Consider the following 16,150-nt stretch of genomic DNA (forward strand, 5'->3'; position numbering starts at 1 on the left):
CGTCGAGGGCCACCCCCAGCGCCGTCTCGACGACCTGCTGCCATGGGCCTACCCAGCCATGCCAGCCCTCAAAGCCGTGGCCTGAAAACAGCGCTTACGCTGCATCGCTGAATGCCAAGCGTCCCGGTACAGCTCAGCGCCCACAGAATCATCCACAAACACCAGCAAGGCGGTCCCATCCGGGGCCCCTTTCGCATTTAGGAGCATGGAATGAGCGACACGTCATCACCGATGGAGAAGAAGCCCGAAATCGGTACAGCCGCAGCCAGCCTCGCGTTGATTGTCTTCGGTCGAGACAAGGACGGCAAGCCGCACGCTTCTGCCTTTACCGAGGCCGACGCTACGCTCGCTACCAAGGCGGCTGACTTGATGGGCATGCGTACCGTCACCGTTAACACCGAGGAGCATCGTTTGATCGCCTCACAGCTGCCCCTGGGGCGCGTGTTCGCGAGCGGCAAGGGGTTTTGTGCCGTTCGTCAAAAAGGGCTTGTACGAGCGCCTGAGCGCATTGACCGGCCCCGCCATAACGGCGGTTGACGACACCGCGCCCATTAATGCCGATGCCGTGCCGGAAGGCGATGGTTGTGAAGCTTCAACAAGCGCCGAGCAGCGACCCGTCAGTTGGTCCGAGATCACTGCAGGAAGTACCGTCCTGGTACATGGGGGCGGAGACGACGGGTGGTTTGAGGCTGAAGTCGTCGAAGCCAAAGCCGACGACCTATTTACCCTGCGCTGGCGCGACTGGCCCGAGTTGCCGATCCTGGTGCGCATGCGGGCGCACATCGCCCTGTTGAACCCAGTCGCACACTTGGCTGAGCACTGTGGGCAGCCCCCTGATGGCATACCCTCATGCTCAAGGCATAATCATCCCGACGGCGAACCATCTCACAGCGAAGGTTCACGCCCTGAATGACGCTTTCCGAAGAAGCTTCGTCGGCGGGCAGGTGCTAGAGACTCCCGGCGTGATCGAATTGCGTGAGGCAGACCGCATCAAACTCCTACTGGCAGCGCGTTGGTTCGACCAGTTCGACGCCCGCAACGATCCTCTCGACGAACACGACTTTGGTTCGATAGAGCTTGGAGGGCAGCGCTTCTTCTGGAAAATCGATGCCTACGATCGTGCCATGCTCTGACACTAACCGAACCCAGTTGACCCAAGCGCGACGGTGCGCGTGCCCACTATCATGCGTGCGGACGTGTATTAATCCGGCGTCAGTTCTCAGCCCCACAGCTTGCGATCAGGCCAAAGTTCCGAGTCACGTCATCAATTACTTCATTTTATGTCAGAAGCTGATCATCTTCAAAGCCGAGCATTCATATAAGGCGATCAAGGACGTCAATAATGACGTCGATGACACCCCGTTTGGTGTGGCAGAAACCGGCGGAAGCCACACCGTCATCAATCGCCATTACTGCCCGCAAAGGAACGTGGGCAACTCGTAGAGTCATCGCACCGACGAAAGTATTCACCCTAGTCCACCCCACAGAAAAGAGTCTTCTATCTGTCCGTTATAGGAAGCGGCAGACAAAGATTCTTAATTCCCGAAACCGACCGTCAGAATCTCAACCAAACTTCATTCGTGATATCGATGGAATAGTTAAAGACACCCTCTGATAATACGCCGTCTCTTTTATGTAGGTTACCGCGTCGATTACATCACCTTTAGTCACTCTTACACTATCGATAGAAACAAAATTATGCGGGACGACCTCTTTGAATTTACCTTCATGTATTATTTTCTGCGTCTCCCAGTTTTCATTCATAACTGGAGTTGGATCTTCAAAATCGGATAAAATTTCGTTTAACGAGGAGATGTTTGAACCGGGTGAAGATAAATATTCAATTATTTTCCCGACTATTTCCATCCCACTTGACTCCTCCGATTCACAGCACATGCAGCGAGCGATGAAGTTAGTCGCCAGTTTAAAAACTTCATCGCATACTACCGCACTTTGCGAAATCAGGACCGTCAAGCCTATGTGGGGTGAAGCCCCAAGAACAAGCGCATATCTAATAAGTTTTGCATTTGGAAAAAGCTCGCGAAGCGACGTTTTTAGGTCCGCCAAGTCTTGATACGGCAATTTTACCCCAGCAGGTAATGATACAATTGCAACAACCCCGGGGCTTTTAGAGAACAAAGGAATGTCTGCGCCAAACTCTGCCCAATTTATAGGGCTTACGCCCGCGAATCGGTCCCGATAGTAATCCGGATCTTCCGGTAGTACACTTAGCCCTTCAATCGCCCCAGTTTCATTATTGATGCGAGGGAGTCCAACAGCTCGTTGCAGCAGTTCTTTGGTATTGATAGTTGAGTCCCTCTTCGAGGTGCTGGTATTTGAGGCTTCTGAGTAAGCAACTACGACCGGTCCACTCAAGGATATTGAAAGATCATTTGAGTCTAGCTTTATTGAGTCGCCTACGTCGATACCTGCGGAAGCAAAAAAACTAGAGCTATAGTCGGTGATCGGAGCCTGAGCAGTTAAAACGTTAAATATCTGCTGAGATACATATTGATTTGCGAGTTTCTCCATTGCGGAAGTATCTATGTCGCTCGGTACTTTTGCCTGGTCCCTACTAATTAAGGCAAACTTCATTATGTCATTAGATATCAATATCATTGAATTAAACGGGCGAAGAGATTTAGTTAGAGCGTCTTTCTGCTGCGAGCGTCGCTGTTCTGCTAAATACCGAACAATGAGGCGCCCAGCATTTATCTGAACCGCCTGCCCCTGGAGATTTCCGTCGGAAGTTCCGTGTGGGAGTATGGCTACCCCAAGTGAGTACACTTGCTCGAAGATATTTTTGGTGCCTTTTTTCTCCGTTTTATCGCTCTTCTCACCGATAGATGAGCTATCAGCATTCCGGATCCGACGTCGAAAGGCGAGTTGCTGTGCAGAACCGAACTCTCCAGCCATCCCTGATCCACTTCCTCCTCCAGCGCTGAAGACAAAGAAAAACAGTCGAGATGGATTTTTAGCAACGCCCGCCGAATCGATAATATAATTATGGTGCAGCTGCCACGCCTTGGAATCTACCTTTTCCGGCTGCCGAGAAAGCGCCATTGCTCCGATGTACTGACCGATGATCGGGACATTCCCAGCGCCACCTCCATGAACTTCTTCGAGATCAAGAACCACCAAGCGCTTGTAATGCCCTAAAGAGGAAGGGAGATTCGTACTCTTGATGCGACTTTTAGTGTCTTTGTCGAGATCTCCAACGATTACTATTGGCTCAATTAGGAACAAGCCGCCTTTATTGCCAGGCTTATCCTGAAAATTAGAAATGATTTTATGGAAATAGCTAAGTTGTTGCTTCTGTCGTTCCACAGGCATGCCAAGTCCTTCCTCATTGGTGGTAGGATCTTCAGCTTTCTGCTTAGCCGCAAATACCATTGATGAAACACCAACTGCGATGTTTGATCCGCAACGTCCGAGACCAACTAGGCAGACCGACGGAAGCGACGCTGCAAGGTCCTGATGTGGTGAATTTTCTTCTTGGCTAACCTGTGTGGCAAATTCGTATAATTTTGGAATGACTATATCGAGAGACTTTTCGATCGCATATGTCGCGACGATCTCTACTATGCCTATCATTATCGCCCCGAAATTTTTTTGAGAAATCAGCAGGTGAAATTTGCAGAAAAATGAATTTTATGCAACGATTTACCTCACAATTTATACGAAGCCTTTAAGTTAAGTCGGCAAAGTGCTGAGCCAGGAACGGTTACGGACGGCATGAGACGCGAGATAACGCACCACCATCATGACGCTGGTGCAAGTTCACAGATTAGATGTTTAGAGTAGTTACCCCCCTCATGGGACCGCGGGGTTTAAGCGCTGAAGGCTCTAAGGAGGGGATCAAGGTGCTGCTTGCTATGAAGCGGGCGGTATCGGCGACGGTGCGGATGGTGGCTTCGCCCTCGGTGGCCATCATCGCGGAATAAACGTTGGTGACCATCCACCGGACTACGAACGAAAGTGAGCTGCCTCTCTGAGCCGTTGTTGGTCGGTTCGACCGCGCCGGGGTTTTCAAGGAAAACCGAGAGCTGATGTCAAGCCCGACCAATCTTGGCTTGCAGGTCGCCGGTCAAGTCGAGCGGCGCGGCGCTCCGGACGATGATCCACGACAGCGTCAGGATCCGCGTTCATCACCCGGCTATCGCCCTGTGGCCCAGGCTTGGCACCACCCGGCTTGGCCTGTGCGCGTTGCTCCTTGCAGCCGGCAGTAGGCTGCTTGGAAGACGTGCGCGGTGTCTCCTCCGGGCGCTGGGCGGCCTGTGCTTGGCGGTGTAGGCGCAAGCGACACCCCATGGGCCTTGCCGTTGATCAGCCCGCTCGGGCCATCGGCATTTAAGGCCACGCACCGATCACGCACCATCTGTAAGCCAACCCCGCCGATCTCGGCCGTCTCCGAACCCATACCGCCCTCGGCGATCACAGACAGCGCCAACAGGCGGCGGGTCTGAGCCGGATCACGTGAACCTTTGGCCGGACGCTCGGATACCTCGAAATACCTATTTCCTGCGAGGCGGTGTCGTGATCCCCTGACGTTGCCGGCGTTGAGGAGGCTCTAATGGGTCAGCCAGGGTTCTTCGATCTGAACGAGCACTATCAGCGTCTGTCAGAGAACGGCGACCCGCTGGTGAAGCTCGCGGGCCTGATCAACTTCGAGGCGTTCAGGCCGAAGCTGGCGACCGCCTTGAAGCGGTCCAATGGATCGAAGGGGGACCGGCCGCCCTACGATCCAGTGCTGTTGTTCAAGATCCTGATCCTTCAGACGCTCTAAACGCCCTCGGACGATGCCGCCGAGTTCCAGATCCGAGACAGGCTGTCGTTCATGCGCTTCCTCGTCCTCGGTTTCGAGGATGGCGTGCCCGACGCAAAGACGATGTGGCTGTTCCGGGAGCACCTGACTCGAGCCGGCGCGATCGACGTATTGTTTGCCGCGTTCGGTGCCTGGCTGAAGGGCAAAGGTTACCTTGCGATGTCCGGCCAGATCATCGACGCATCGATCATCGCGGCTCCGCGTCAGCGCAACACCGATGCCGAGAAGGCGGCTCTGAAGGAAGGCAGGATCCCGGAGGCGTGGGCGGCAAGACCGAAGAAGCTCGCACAGAAGGATCGCGATGCTCGCTGGACCCTGAAGCGGGCCAAGGCACGGCCCGCAAAGCCGGCCGGCACGAAGGCCAAGGTCGAGATCGCCATCCCGGTGTTCGGGTACAAGACGCATGTCTCGATCGACCGCAAGCACGGGTTCGTCCGCCGCTTCATCGTCACCAGCGCGGCCGCCCATGACGGGGCGCAGCTGGCCAACGTCCTCGACCAAGCCAACACGGCAAGCGACGTCTCTCTCCGACACCGCCTACCGCTTCAAGGCCAACGATGCTCATCTGGCCAAGCAGGGCCGGCGCTCGAAGATCCACTTCCGGCGACAGCCCGGCCTCGATCTGACGCCGTCGCAGCGCGAGACCGACCGCGCCCGCTCCAAGGTCCGCTCGGCCGTCGAGACGGTGTTCGCCGGGCAGAAGCACCGCTTCGGCCTGTTCGTGCGGACCATCGGACTGGCCCGAGCCCAATCCAAGATCCGGCTCGCCAATCTTGCCTATAACCTCAAGCGCTTCCTCTAGATTCAAGGCCGGCCGGTGCTGGCCCGAGACAGCGTCGGGAAGGGCCGATGAACTCTTCGCGGGCACAGCCAGACGGCCAGATCGCCAGTCCGATCTCGCCAAAGCTGCAGCCGTAGTCAAAACGACGGCCAAAACCCCACAACTGCATGGTTCTTCGAAGTGTCCGCTCAGGTCCTCGCCACCAAAGATGCGATCGCAACGTCACCCGAGCGACAATCGCAACCTCCTCACGCTCCTATACCAAAAGACAGAATCTGACCCGGATATCGACGCTACCACGCGTGAGTCTCGCTCAACGAGGCTCGGTATCGGGTCATGCATTGTCCATTCAATACGATACGGCTTGATCTGAACAGAGTTTTAGCAACCGGCGAAGTCAGAGTGGAGCGCTCGCTCGATTCGCCGATCCGTCTAAGCTAAAAATCCTATTCATAAGGTTATCCAGCAATCGAAAGAAAGCCTCAGCGCCATAGCCTGCAAGGAATGCGATACCCGAAGCGGATATTGCAAAGCCTTCTGTCGCACCGACTCCCTTTGAGATGATATTGTCAGTGTTGAAAAACAGACCGACGCTAACGCCAGCTACCAGTCCAAGCGGCAGCCGTATCCAAACAAGCGATCGGTCTCGCGGGGAAAGCATACTTTCCGTGATTTTATCCTGAAGTCCTCGAACCAAGGCAGCTAGGGTCCCAACGAGTCCAAACAAGCCAGGCAAAAAATAATTAGACAAAATTGATAAGACGCCAGCAATCGATTTTGCGTCCTCCTGTCGGCCCATCTGCGTTGCAACAGTTTTATTTTCCCCTATCCTCCCATATGTATTGCCATTTGGACCGTAATTCTCACTAGGCCCCGTATTTTCACCAATTTTTGAAGTTGAAATACCTACACTTTTGCTTCCTTCACAGTCTACAGCTGCCCTTAACGGGTGCATCGGAAGTATTAACTCGAAAAGTCTAAAGAACCAGGACTGTCCATATTCACCAACATCGGCTATTGCTACACATAGTTGAGCGTGACGGTACGCGTATTCATTACACGACTGCTGGATCAGCGGGTTTTGCCTTCCGGTCTGCTTCATTGCATCTGACACTGTCAACTCACAAATACTGGAGAGATCATAGCTGGTCAAATTATCATCGCCAGTACTCGATGATGAAGCATTTACTTTGAAACGGTTTATTTCTTCGAATACCCTTTGCGAAGTAAGACTGTCGTTTTTCTTTGCTTCATCGAAACGCGCAGCAAGCTGCGCTCCATAACTCACCTGCCAAAGAAAGATTGATGCTAAAAGTGTTATTAGGACTGTAAATCGCGTGAGCCAGCGCTTTGCATTACGAAATTTTGTGGCGTTCATACGAAGATCTGGATAGGCAGTCCGCGCTGCTTCCAGTCGTCCAGTAGCTGATTGGCCATCCTTCTCCGCGGCATACTTACCCTCTTCCATAAACATTGTGGTATACGCAATTGTTAAACCGCGCGCCGGATAAGCAATAGAGTTAAGTGCATCTTTCAGAAGTAACAGGAATGCGGCGTCCTCTGATTTTTCCCTTGGAGGTTTTTGTGGTGGATACTTAAGCTCCGAAACTTTTCTGATGACCTCTGCTGTGGTCAGGGCGACTTTAGGATTTGCATCATTATAAAATCGGCCGTCTAATTCGGCCAGCTTTATATCCCTACGTCCAGAGATGAAATCTAATAGAAGAGTTACTTCGGCCAAATCCTGTCCGAATACTAATTTATCAAAATTTGTTACCGAACTTTTTGTACTGTCCTGTTCATTTCCGTTCGGAATTACCCCCTGCGATAAAAGTTGGGTTACGCCCTGCACTGTCTTGGCGGAACCTTCGCCATCCTGATCGACGCTGCTCATTTGTGTTGCATCCTCGAACAACATTATTTACAGGCATTTAGCTTAGAGACCAGAAATTATCAGAATGACAGATCTATCTACTTTAGACGGAATCAGTCTGTTCCAAATTAGCCCAACCAGCGGCATTGATGCCCAGCGTGTCTATATGAACGAATGTCGAATAAACGCCAATACCGCCGCAAAAAGGTTTTGCCGGTCGCATCTCACGCAATAGTTTCGCCCATTCAGAGGGTCGTACGAGCGATGGCCTTGGCCCTTCAGGTGCAGCTTAATGTGGCGATCCTTCAGGCCTAGATGCGTCGCCTCCCGCCGCCGATCATGGCGACGGCGGGCTGCTGGTCGCCGGCACCGTAAAGTGCAACCGCATGCAGCGGTGCGATCGCATCCACTGATGTAGCCACCCCGCCGACAACCAAGTCGAATTCGAATATCGGCACATTCAGTGAAAAGCAGGTACTCACCAGCTAGGTCGAGCATTCAGGATTGTTAATGTGTCATAAATACAACATACAAGATTGATCGGGGCGGTACGATGAAAAAATACCGGATTGCATACTTGCGAACATTGAAGGCATCCCGACCACATGGTTTCATCGCACGAAATTGATAATCCAATCGTGCGGGGGGATGATCATGGAACCTTCTTCGTGGTTCCTTGGAAGAACGACTAGACCTCGCGGATCTCCGAAGCATCGGATCCGATCTCTGGTACAGGCGCGGCGGACACGGCACCTTCTGGTGTCAGTCCTAACCCTCATGTCCGCGTCTTGTAATACGTTCGACAATAGGCGCGGCCTCAAGCCCATCATCGATGCGAATTCGGTGCAGGTAGCATCAGCAAACACCAACCTTGTCGTTGCGGCGTTGTCGAGGGATGCGGGTTCGCTACCTGGAGAACCGATCGATTATTACCTTGTTGCACTTGCGGGTTTCAACTATGTCGACGACCAATGCCGACAATATTTCGATGAGCTTTTCTTCATAAACAGAGGGCGTGAGCAGGCCAAATCTGGTCTAGCTGCTGCAGCTCAGACTACCGCTGCCGTTCTCGGTGTGACAGGCGCTTCCGCCACCAGCTTGGCTGTCGTCGCTCAGGCATTCGGGTTCAGCATCAGCGCGACAGATGTGATCGCCGGCACGTATCTGTACAGCCTTCCGCCTGCCACGACGCAAGGGTTCGTTCAAAAACTGCAGTCGGCCTTCAGAGACGGCGCCGCTCAAAGGCGGGCGGCCATCAACTCTGCCCCAGCGGCATACTACGTCATCCAACGATACCTTGAACTCTGCTTGCCGCCGCGGATCGAGGCGGAGATCACGAAACAGATCAGTGCCGCTGGTGCTGTTGATGTCAGACGCGGCAACGGGGCTCTGTTTTCCCTCGAAACAGTCAGCGTTCCGTCTCGATATTCCTATCCTGACGGTCCTCTCGGTGCCGCATCTCGATCGAGCTATCGCTATCAAGATCCGCCGACCGGGCCATCCTTGGAACGTGGGCGTGGTCCAACGTTCGACGATCGTCAACGGGGCGATTCCGATACACGGCCGAAGACCTCTAGCAGCCGCCTTGCGCGACGGACCGAAAGGCCGGGTTCTTCAGATGGCCCAGCGTCGTCTGGCTTAGCGGCACTATATGCAGGAGATCCCTTCGATCGAACAAAGCAACTTAATATGCAGAAGGCGCTCGTTTCACTCTGCCTCACTCCGAACCAGATGAAGGATCCAGGGCCGGAAGTCCGTGATCGCATCGACGTGTACCAAGAATACACAGTGTCGGGCGACAGCACTGGCAAGCTTGACGATGCGGCAATCAGGTATCTTCTTGGAAAGAGGCCTTGCGAAGCGCCTCACAAGAATTTCTATGAGAAATCACTCTTCCCCAACGGTATGATCACCGGTCAGACCATAAAATTTCTTGAAAAGGTTCTTCCCGGCAATCGTCTCGAGGGGCCGCCCAATCTGGCGGCAATACGTTCGCAGATCAGCTCTGTGAGAGCCGTCCCAGCCGTCTCTGTCCGTCTCAAGTCGCGCCTCAGTGGTATGTCCGACCAGATTACGCCTGATCTAATCGCTGTTCTCGACAGCCTGTGAAGAATGGATGGCGAAAATGCGTGTCGTGGTCAAAGATTTTACGGGACTGTTATTTGCTCCGTCTGTAGGTTCGAAGCGCATCAAGCTTCTTAATCCGCGCGATGAAGTTCAATGCTGGAGCCAAGCAGACGACACCGCTATCGGTACACCGGAGAAGGTCGCGGGCTTCGTATACGTTAAAGAAGATGGCGGCCAAGAAGGTTGGATCGATCAAACCTATCTGGAAGGATATCAACGTGAAGAGATTGATGTCCCAAACTTCGTTGCCGCCTGCCTGTGGGCGGAAGATGATGTGAACAGTCTGCCAGATACCTTACCCTGGTTCGTCTCAGCGGATTTTGTTATTGCTCGGGCTTTATTAGAAACCAAGATCTCCAACGTAGCGCCTCAAGCCTCGGGTCCCGGCGGATTCGGTCCGCTTGTGGTCACACGAGACGAGTGGGCGCAGTTTCTGACCGAGTCGACGGAACAGGATCAGTTCGGCCTCGATGGTTGGGACGATCCGATCCAGCAGATCTGGGCGGCTGCGTTCAGAATGCGGCGCGACGCTCGATCAATCAGCTCGATCATGCGCAAAAACAGTGTTGGCGATAGCGGCGACCCTTTCGTGCCTACTTTTTTAGACGTGTTCCACGCGTACTTGACTGGCAGTCCCGAGGCAGCTGTCGCGCTGTTCGATTCCCGGGCTGTTCCTGCCGTAGATGTCTTGGATGGTGTGTTAAATCGGCCTCAGGTGAATGCAATACTTGATAGGTATCCCAATCAGTTCGGCTCTAGAACTCAGCCCATTTCGGTTGCAGCACTGCGAGCGGCAACCGAGGCACTCCTAGACTCGCTTTTTGCGCAAACGCCAACTTTGGTGCGTACCGTCGTCCCGAGTGCTGCAGTTCCTGTTCAAGCGAATCGATCTCCTCGGAATGCAACCGGTGGCCCGCTCGGCGAACTGATTGCCCGTGGTGAGGGCAACTACAATTCTTACAACCGCGGACGCGCCGGTGTCAGAGGTCTTCCCCTCGCAACAGTTTTGTCGAAGCAGCCCTTTGACGACATCATGAAGGCGCAGAGCTTGCCGCCGGGAAATCCAAATCGGCTTTTCGCGGTTGGTAAGTATCAGCTCATTCCAATCACCCTTGCTTCGGCCGTCCGTGCGCTATCGATCGCGAAACAGGAGATTTTCACCCCTGTTCTTCAGGAGCATCTATTCCGGCACTACCTCGTAGCGCGGAAGCGTCCCAAGGTTAAAAACTACATCATCCGGAACGGAAGTAGCCTCCAGGAGGCGCAGCTCGCGCTTGCTCAGGAGTTCGCTTCGGTGGCCTCACCACATACCGGCCGTTCCTACTATTCTGGGACAGGCGGAAATTCGGCGTCCATCTCTGTGGCCGCAGTCACAAAAGCCTTGCAGGAGGAGCGAGAGCTTTACGCGAGCTTTCTAGCTGCTGGACTTGGACCCTCGGACGCCTGGGATGCGCTGTCATTCTCCCCGCGCAACGTTGCGATCACGATACTTCCGCTGCCCCAGCCGTCGCCCATCCCGGCGATATTGCGAGGTAAGGCGAAGCTCAACATCAATCTTGCCGTTCAGTATCTGCGCGCCCACGCGCAACCGAAGTCCATTGGCCAGTGCGCCAGGTACGTCCGGAATGCCCTGGAGGCAGGAGGTCTCAAGGCGATCAACCCTCCTGAGCGCCCTGTGGATGCAAAAGACTATGGCCCGGTACTCAAGGTGCGCGGATTCTCTGAAACCGTGCTTAGCGGGATGTTGTACCACTACGATCCGCTGGAAGGCGATGTGATCGTTCTGCAGCCTTATTCAGGCGGAAATCCAGCTGGTCATATCGCGATGTTTTCAGGGGAGGACTGGATGTCGGACTTTGTGCAACGCGATATTTGGGCAGGCCCCGGCTACCGTGCCAAGAAGCCACATCTTGCGCTCTACCGCGCCTAAATGACAGCTCGACCGAGATGCGACCTCTCGATCGCGGAAGGAGTCCAAGAAACCGGCTCGGAATCTTATAATCCTGTCGGCGGCGGCGTCCCGATGGCCTTAAGTCCGCTGGCACGTAGGTACGAAACGAATGTTTCGGAAGGGTCTTCTGATCGTTCAGCCTATGAGGGCAGCATTGCCGCAGCCGCGCGTGTAGATACAATTTACGCGAATCATCAGTAGCCAAAAATCAGTCATGACGACCCCAGAATAGACATAATACTAATGTAACATCAGTCAGCTTTGAAGGCTTATATAGATGAGCAAAAAAGTTGGAATCCTTCTGGGGTCGCTCACGCTTCTCTTTTTCATGACCTTGGTTTTGTTTTCTTTGGTAGGCTACCAAATACCTTGCGGAAGTGAGCAGCTGCCTGTTGCGGTCTTGGCACTTGGCGTTGGAATGTCCGCTAGTTTCATGGGCGGATCACTCACAAGTAAATTTGAACTACCACTTCAGCTAAGTCAGCATCCTTTAGCAGTATCGGCAAGCGGCGGCATCGCCGCTTTTCTCGTTGTATTTTTTTCAGGCTCCCAGGTTCTGGTGCGGGAGTCAGGATGCGGAATTCCATTTGGCCCAGCACAAGTCCGAATTAGTGAAATCGACGATCTTATGTGGGTAAATATCAACGGAACCGAAGTGACTCGGGGTGTCTTTGGGCAATCTCCCGGATGGGTAAACGTGACCTCGCAGATCAATCGCGGCTCAAACAACGTCCAAATATGGATCGTAAACGGAAATTATGGCGGGTGCGGCGGCAAGCTCGAATGGAAAATAAACGATAGAATAGTCTCTGCACTGCAACGAAAGTGGTTTAACGATGCTGCGCAAGCTAATGTCGTTTGCTTTACTCAAAATCAAACCGTAGAATTTCGCTGAAGTGATAATCCAATTTTGCGCATGTTTGTTCGGGGCGAAATTAACGGCAAACTAATATTGTATATTTTCAATTTCCGAAACATTCTATTGCGAAAGCCTTAAGACTCGCGCCGTATATATCCTTAGAATGGCTAGTCCCTAGCCTATTCTGATATCCCGCTAGATTTGGCGGAGTGTTGCTTGCCGGGTCGCGCACTCCAAGGTCCCCTGCGGCTCAAGCCTTACCTGATGAACACGGCGACAGACTTATGCGGGTCTCGAAGACGTAGGGCTGCAGCATTTCTTGATAGGCAGTCTTTGCGGCGCGGTTGCGCTCAAGCTGGACTGCGTATCTTGTAGCTTGTCGACACCGAAGCTATCAATGCGTGTGTTGAGCTACTCCAGGCCGGCGGTTGATTGATTCCACTCACGCCTGTCCGCCGGCTTTGTTGGTGGCCAAGCTGGACAATCTGAGCGCTAGAATGCAAATGTGCTGAAGATTCGGGAAGCAGCTTTGAGAGGGTACTTACGCATCATCGGCGCTCTCAACGATGCGTTACGCATTGTGATCAGTTGTCTGCTAATGCGCGCTCGGTTTCCTGTCCCAATGTCTGTCGCATTGAAGGAAACCGGCAGTGTGCTGGGGCTTTGCCCCTAGACTCTAAACACATCCGGTTGCGATCCGGGCAAACCGTACGCGTAAACATTTCGCCTAGGGAAGAGAACGTGGCCAAGAATATTGTCATCTTTTCGGACGGCACTGGTCAGAGCGGTGGTCTTCTGCCCGATGAGAATCGCAGCAACGTCTACAAGCTGTTCCGCGCGGCGCGAGTCTGCCCAGACACTTCGATCAACCCTGCCGAGCAAGTAGCTTTTTACGACGTCGGCTTGGGCTCCAAGGCTGCCGGTAGCAACATCAAGATCGGCTGGTGGCGCCGGCTCTACAATGTGCTCAGCTCGGCGACTGGCCTTGGCATCACCCAGAACATCATCGACTGCTACGCGGCGATCGTGCGGGTGTGGGAGCCGGACGACCGGATCTACCTCATCGGCTTCAGCCGCGGCGCCTACACCGTCCGTTGCGTGGGAGCAGCCCTCGCTCTGTGCGGCATACCAACCCGTGCTGGCCCGGGCCAGCCGCTCCGCCGCGATGCGGCTTCCGTGAACGCGATAGCGAAAGAAGCCATCAAGCAGGTCTACCAATTCGGAGCCTCAAAAACGGGCGATCCCTACAAACACTTACGCATGGAGCTGGCCGACCAATTTCGGCAACAGCATGCGTGTGCTGCGCCCACCGATTCCGCCTCGTCGAACGCCTATCCCTACTTCATCGGCGTATGGGACACCGTGGCTACGCTGGGTCTCACGACGAAACGCACCCTCGGCCTCCTCACAGGCGTCGTTGTGCTTTTCGGGGTGCTCGCGCTCCTTGTGGACCTAGTCCTGAGCTGGTTCGGCGTATCGTTTGGTGCGCCGTTCTTCTGGCACACGTTCGCATGGATCTGCGGCGTCGGAGCCGCGATTGGCTTGATCGCCTACCTGCGCACCTACGTAAAGTTCACGACCAAAAGCCGCCTGCTGCCTTGGTACAAGACCCTGCACGTCACCGGCTTGCAGATGGAGTTCTACGACACCTCCCTCAATCCGAACGTTCAGCACGCCCGACATGCCCTCGCGATCGACGAGAACCGGCAAGACTTCGATCGTGTTCCCTGGACGGATCGCGGCGCCGTCGTCAACGAGCAAAAGAAGAACGACGCCAACTATATACGCCTAAAGCAAGTCTGGTTTGCGGGTGTCCATTCCGATGTAGGTGGCAGCTATCCGGAGAACGAGGCTCGGCTCTCGGACATCGCTCTGGAATGGATGATCAGCGAGGCGCGGGCGATCAAAGATCCGCTGCTGGTGGATACCTCCGTGCTCCACCTGTGGCCAGCTGTGGACGGACCACAGCACGATGAGCGCAAGAACACGGTGGCGGGGTGGCCGGCCTGGTTCGTGCGGCTGCTGACCTCGACAAGAATTTGGACGCGCGAGGAGCTGGGCTGGAAACCGCTGGTGCGGGACGTGCCCGATGACGCGCCGCTGCACGCCTCCGTGCTTGAACGGTTCGCGGTGCCGTCCCCTGGAGTGCTCCAATACGATCTAACCGAGCCGTACCGGCCGCCAGCCTTGCACACCCATTGTGACGTGCGCAAGTTCTACGAGGCACCAGCCACCGTGCCGACGAGCGGTCGGGCAGGGGTCTGAGCGTAGCGCTCTACCACCTGCGTGTGCGCAACATCAGCCGCGGCGACGGGCGCTCGACCTCTGCCAGCGCCGGGGCCAGTGAACGCATGAGCCGCTCGCCCGCCGGCGTCGGAGCGACGCTGCGCGTGGTGCACGCGAGCAGCCGAACTCCGAAGCGTTCCTTAAGTCCGGAATCCACCCAACCCAGTCATACAACTAGTGCAGTGACTCAGACGGAAGGTTCAGGGGCACGATTGAGGGCGTCGAAGATAGCGGCTGCGGGTTTGGTCCAGATGAAAGGCCTTGGGCTTCGGTTGTGCTCGGCGATGTAGCGATTGATGGGGGCCTGCAGATCGACGATGCCGGTGAAGGTTCCTCGCTGCAGGCGGCGGCGCGTGAGCGTGGAGAAGAAGCCCTCGACCGCATTGAGCCATGAGGCCGATGTTGGGGTGAAGTGGAAGGTCCAGCGCGGAGGGCGGGTGAGCCAGGCGCGAACCTTCGGGTGCTTGTGGCTGCCGTATTTGTCGAGCACGACATGGATCACCTTGCCCGCAGGGACCGCAACCTCGACGTCGTCCCGGTAAACGGATGAACTCACCGTGGCGATGGCGTTGCATGCAGCGGCCGAGCACCGTGCCTTCCAGGACGTCGAGGGCGGCAAACAAGGTCGTCGTCCCGTGGCGGGTGTAGTCATGCGTCTGAGCGGCAGGATGTCCGGGACCGATGGGCCGATCGGGACGGGTAAGTTCCAGAGCCTGGATCTGGGACTTTTCGTCGATGGACAGCACGACGGCGTGGGCGGGCGGATCTTGTGTTGTGACCGACCACATCCTCCACCTTCTCGGCGAAGGCCGGGTCGTGCGAGCGCTTGAAGGTACGCACCCGATGCGGTTGCAGGCGGTGCTCTTGCCAGATCCGCTGCACGGAGCGGAGTGAGATGCCGGTCCGCGCAGCGACGGCGCGGCCAGTCCAGTGAGCGACTTCGTCCGGCGGTTCCGAACAGGTCAGCGCCAGCACCTTCGCCACTGTGCGGGTGGGATGCGGCGGGGTGCCGGGTGGGCGGGTCTTATCGCGCAGCAGGCCCTCGACGCCCTCCTCGGCGAAGCGCTGCTGCCAGCGCCAAACGGCGGGTCGGCTGACGCCAGCTTGGCCTGGCCACGTCCTGCACGCTCAACCGTTCGGACGACAGCAAGACGATGCGCGCCCGCAGGATGTGCTTGAGGGGGCGGGATCGATCTCCGGCGATCGCGGACAGCGATGACTGGGTGGCGTCGTCGAGGAGCACACAGACGGCCTGAGCCATGACTCAGACTCGCATGCATGACCTGCCTCGTGAATCCTCCGACCGCGTCAGTGCACTAGAGCGGTGTCCGATCGGCTTGAGTCGGCTGGGGTTTCGAGGGCGGCGCAGATGTGATTCGATGCGCGGCTTTCCAAGGAGGAGAGCTGGATGCCCTCAGCCCTGTCAGCCGATCTGCGTGAACGCGTCG

The 16,150-nt window shown here is 55.4% G+C and carries 8 protein-coding genes and 5 pseudogenes; 7 read left to right on the forward strand and 6 right to left on the reverse strand.

The genetic code is table 11. From position 1 onward, the window contains the following. Positions 1 to 210: 210 nt before the first annotated feature. On the forward strand, positions 211 to 537 hold the full coding sequence (locus tag ASF60_RS16255; protein ID WP_156634175.1) for a hypothetical protein: 327 nt from the start codon (positions 211 to 213) through the stop codon (positions 535 to 537). Positions 538 to 836: 299 nt separating this feature from the next. Then, on the forward strand, positions 837 to 1,133 hold the full coding sequence (locus ASF60_RS16260) for a DUF3768 domain-containing protein (protein WP_244478468.1): 297 nt from the start codon (positions 837 to 839) through the stop codon (positions 1,131 to 1,133). Between the two features lie 430 nt (positions 1,134 to 1,563). Here the strand turns inward: ASF60_RS16260 and ASF60_RS24595 are convergent, their stop codons facing one another. The 3 genes and pseudogenes from ASF60_RS24595 to ASF60_RS25780 all read right to left on the reverse strand — a co-directional run. Further along, the gene (locus ASF60_RS24595) at positions 1,564 to 3,594 is read right to left on the reverse strand and encodes a hypothetical protein (protein WP_156634177.1); all 2,031 of its coding nucleotides are present in this window, start codon (positions 3,592 to 3,594) and stop codon (positions 1,564 to 1,566) included. Positions 3,595 to 4,104: 510 nt separating this feature from the next. Further along, a pseudogene (locus tag ASF60_RS25775) lies at positions 4,105 to 4,269 on the reverse strand (IS66 family transposase); the annotation flags it as partial. 37 nt (positions 4,270 to 4,306) lie between these two features. Beyond that, a pseudogene (locus ASF60_RS25780) lies at positions 4,307 to 4,495 on the reverse strand (IS630 family transposase); the annotation flags it as partial. A gap of 78 nt (positions 4,496 to 4,573) precedes the next feature. On the opposite strand from ASF60_RS25780, the pseudogene ASF60_RS16265 reads away from it, so the two are divergent. Continuing rightward, a pseudogene (locus tag ASF60_RS16265) lies at positions 4,574 to 5,627 on the forward strand (IS5 family transposase). Positions 5,628 to 6,003: 376 nt separating this feature from the next. Here ASF60_RS16265 and ASF60_RS24600 read toward each other — a convergent pair. Beyond that, positions 6,004 to 7,500 carry a hypothetical protein gene (locus tag ASF60_RS24600; RefSeq protein WP_156634179.1) on the reverse strand — a complete coding sequence of 499 codons (1,497 nt, stop codon included), beginning with the start codon at positions 7,498 to 7,500 and terminating at the stop codon, positions 6,004 to 6,006. 756 nt (positions 7,501 to 8,256) lie between these two features. On the opposite strand from ASF60_RS24600, the gene ASF60_RS24605 reads away from it, so the two are divergent. The 4 genes from ASF60_RS24605 (at position 8,257) to ASF60_RS16275 (ending at position 14,681) form a co-directional block, all read left to right on the forward strand. Then, positions 8,257 to 9,588 carry a hypothetical protein gene (locus ASF60_RS24605; protein WP_156634181.1) on the forward strand — a complete coding sequence of 444 codons (1,332 nt, stop codon included), beginning with the start codon at positions 8,257 to 8,259 and terminating at the stop codon, positions 9,586 to 9,588. Between the two features lie 16 nt (positions 9,589 to 9,604). After that, positions 9,605 to 11,536 (forward strand): hypothetical protein, encoded by a 1,932-nt coding sequence (locus ASF60_RS25195; protein ID WP_200940990.1) that lies wholly within the window; start codon positions 9,605 to 9,607, stop codon positions 11,534 to 11,536. Between the two features lie 298 nt (positions 11,537 to 11,834). Beyond that, positions 11,835 to 12,452 carry a hypothetical protein gene (locus tag ASF60_RS24615; RefSeq protein WP_156634183.1) on the forward strand — a complete coding sequence of 206 codons (618 nt, stop codon included), beginning with the start codon at positions 11,835 to 11,837 and terminating at the stop codon, positions 12,450 to 12,452. A gap of 705 nt (positions 12,453 to 13,157) precedes the next feature. Continuing rightward, a complete protein-coding gene (locus ASF60_RS16275) occupies positions 13,158 to 14,681 on the forward strand; it encodes a DUF2235 domain-containing protein (protein ID WP_056187154.1) in 1,524 nt (507 codons plus the stop codon). A gap of 52 nt (positions 14,682 to 14,733) precedes the next feature. On the opposite strand, the pseudogene ASF60_RS25785 reads toward ASF60_RS16275, so the two are convergent. Together ASF60_RS25785 and ASF60_RS23900 are read right to left on the reverse strand one after the other, a co-directional pair. Further along, positions 14,734 to 14,850: pseudogene (locus ASF60_RS25785) on the reverse strand (LysR family transcriptional regulator); the annotation flags it as partial. A 39-nt stretch (positions 14,851 to 14,889) separates the two neighbouring features. Then, a pseudogene (locus ASF60_RS23900) lies at positions 14,890 to 15,963 on the reverse strand (IS630 family transposase). Between the last annotated feature and the right edge of the window lie 187 nt (positions 15,964 to 16,150).

The sequence above is a fragment of the Methylobacterium sp. Leaf113 genome (genome assembly GCF_001423325.1).
GTDB lineage: Bacteria > Pseudomonadota > Alphaproteobacteria > Rhizobiales > Beijerinckiaceae > Methylobacterium.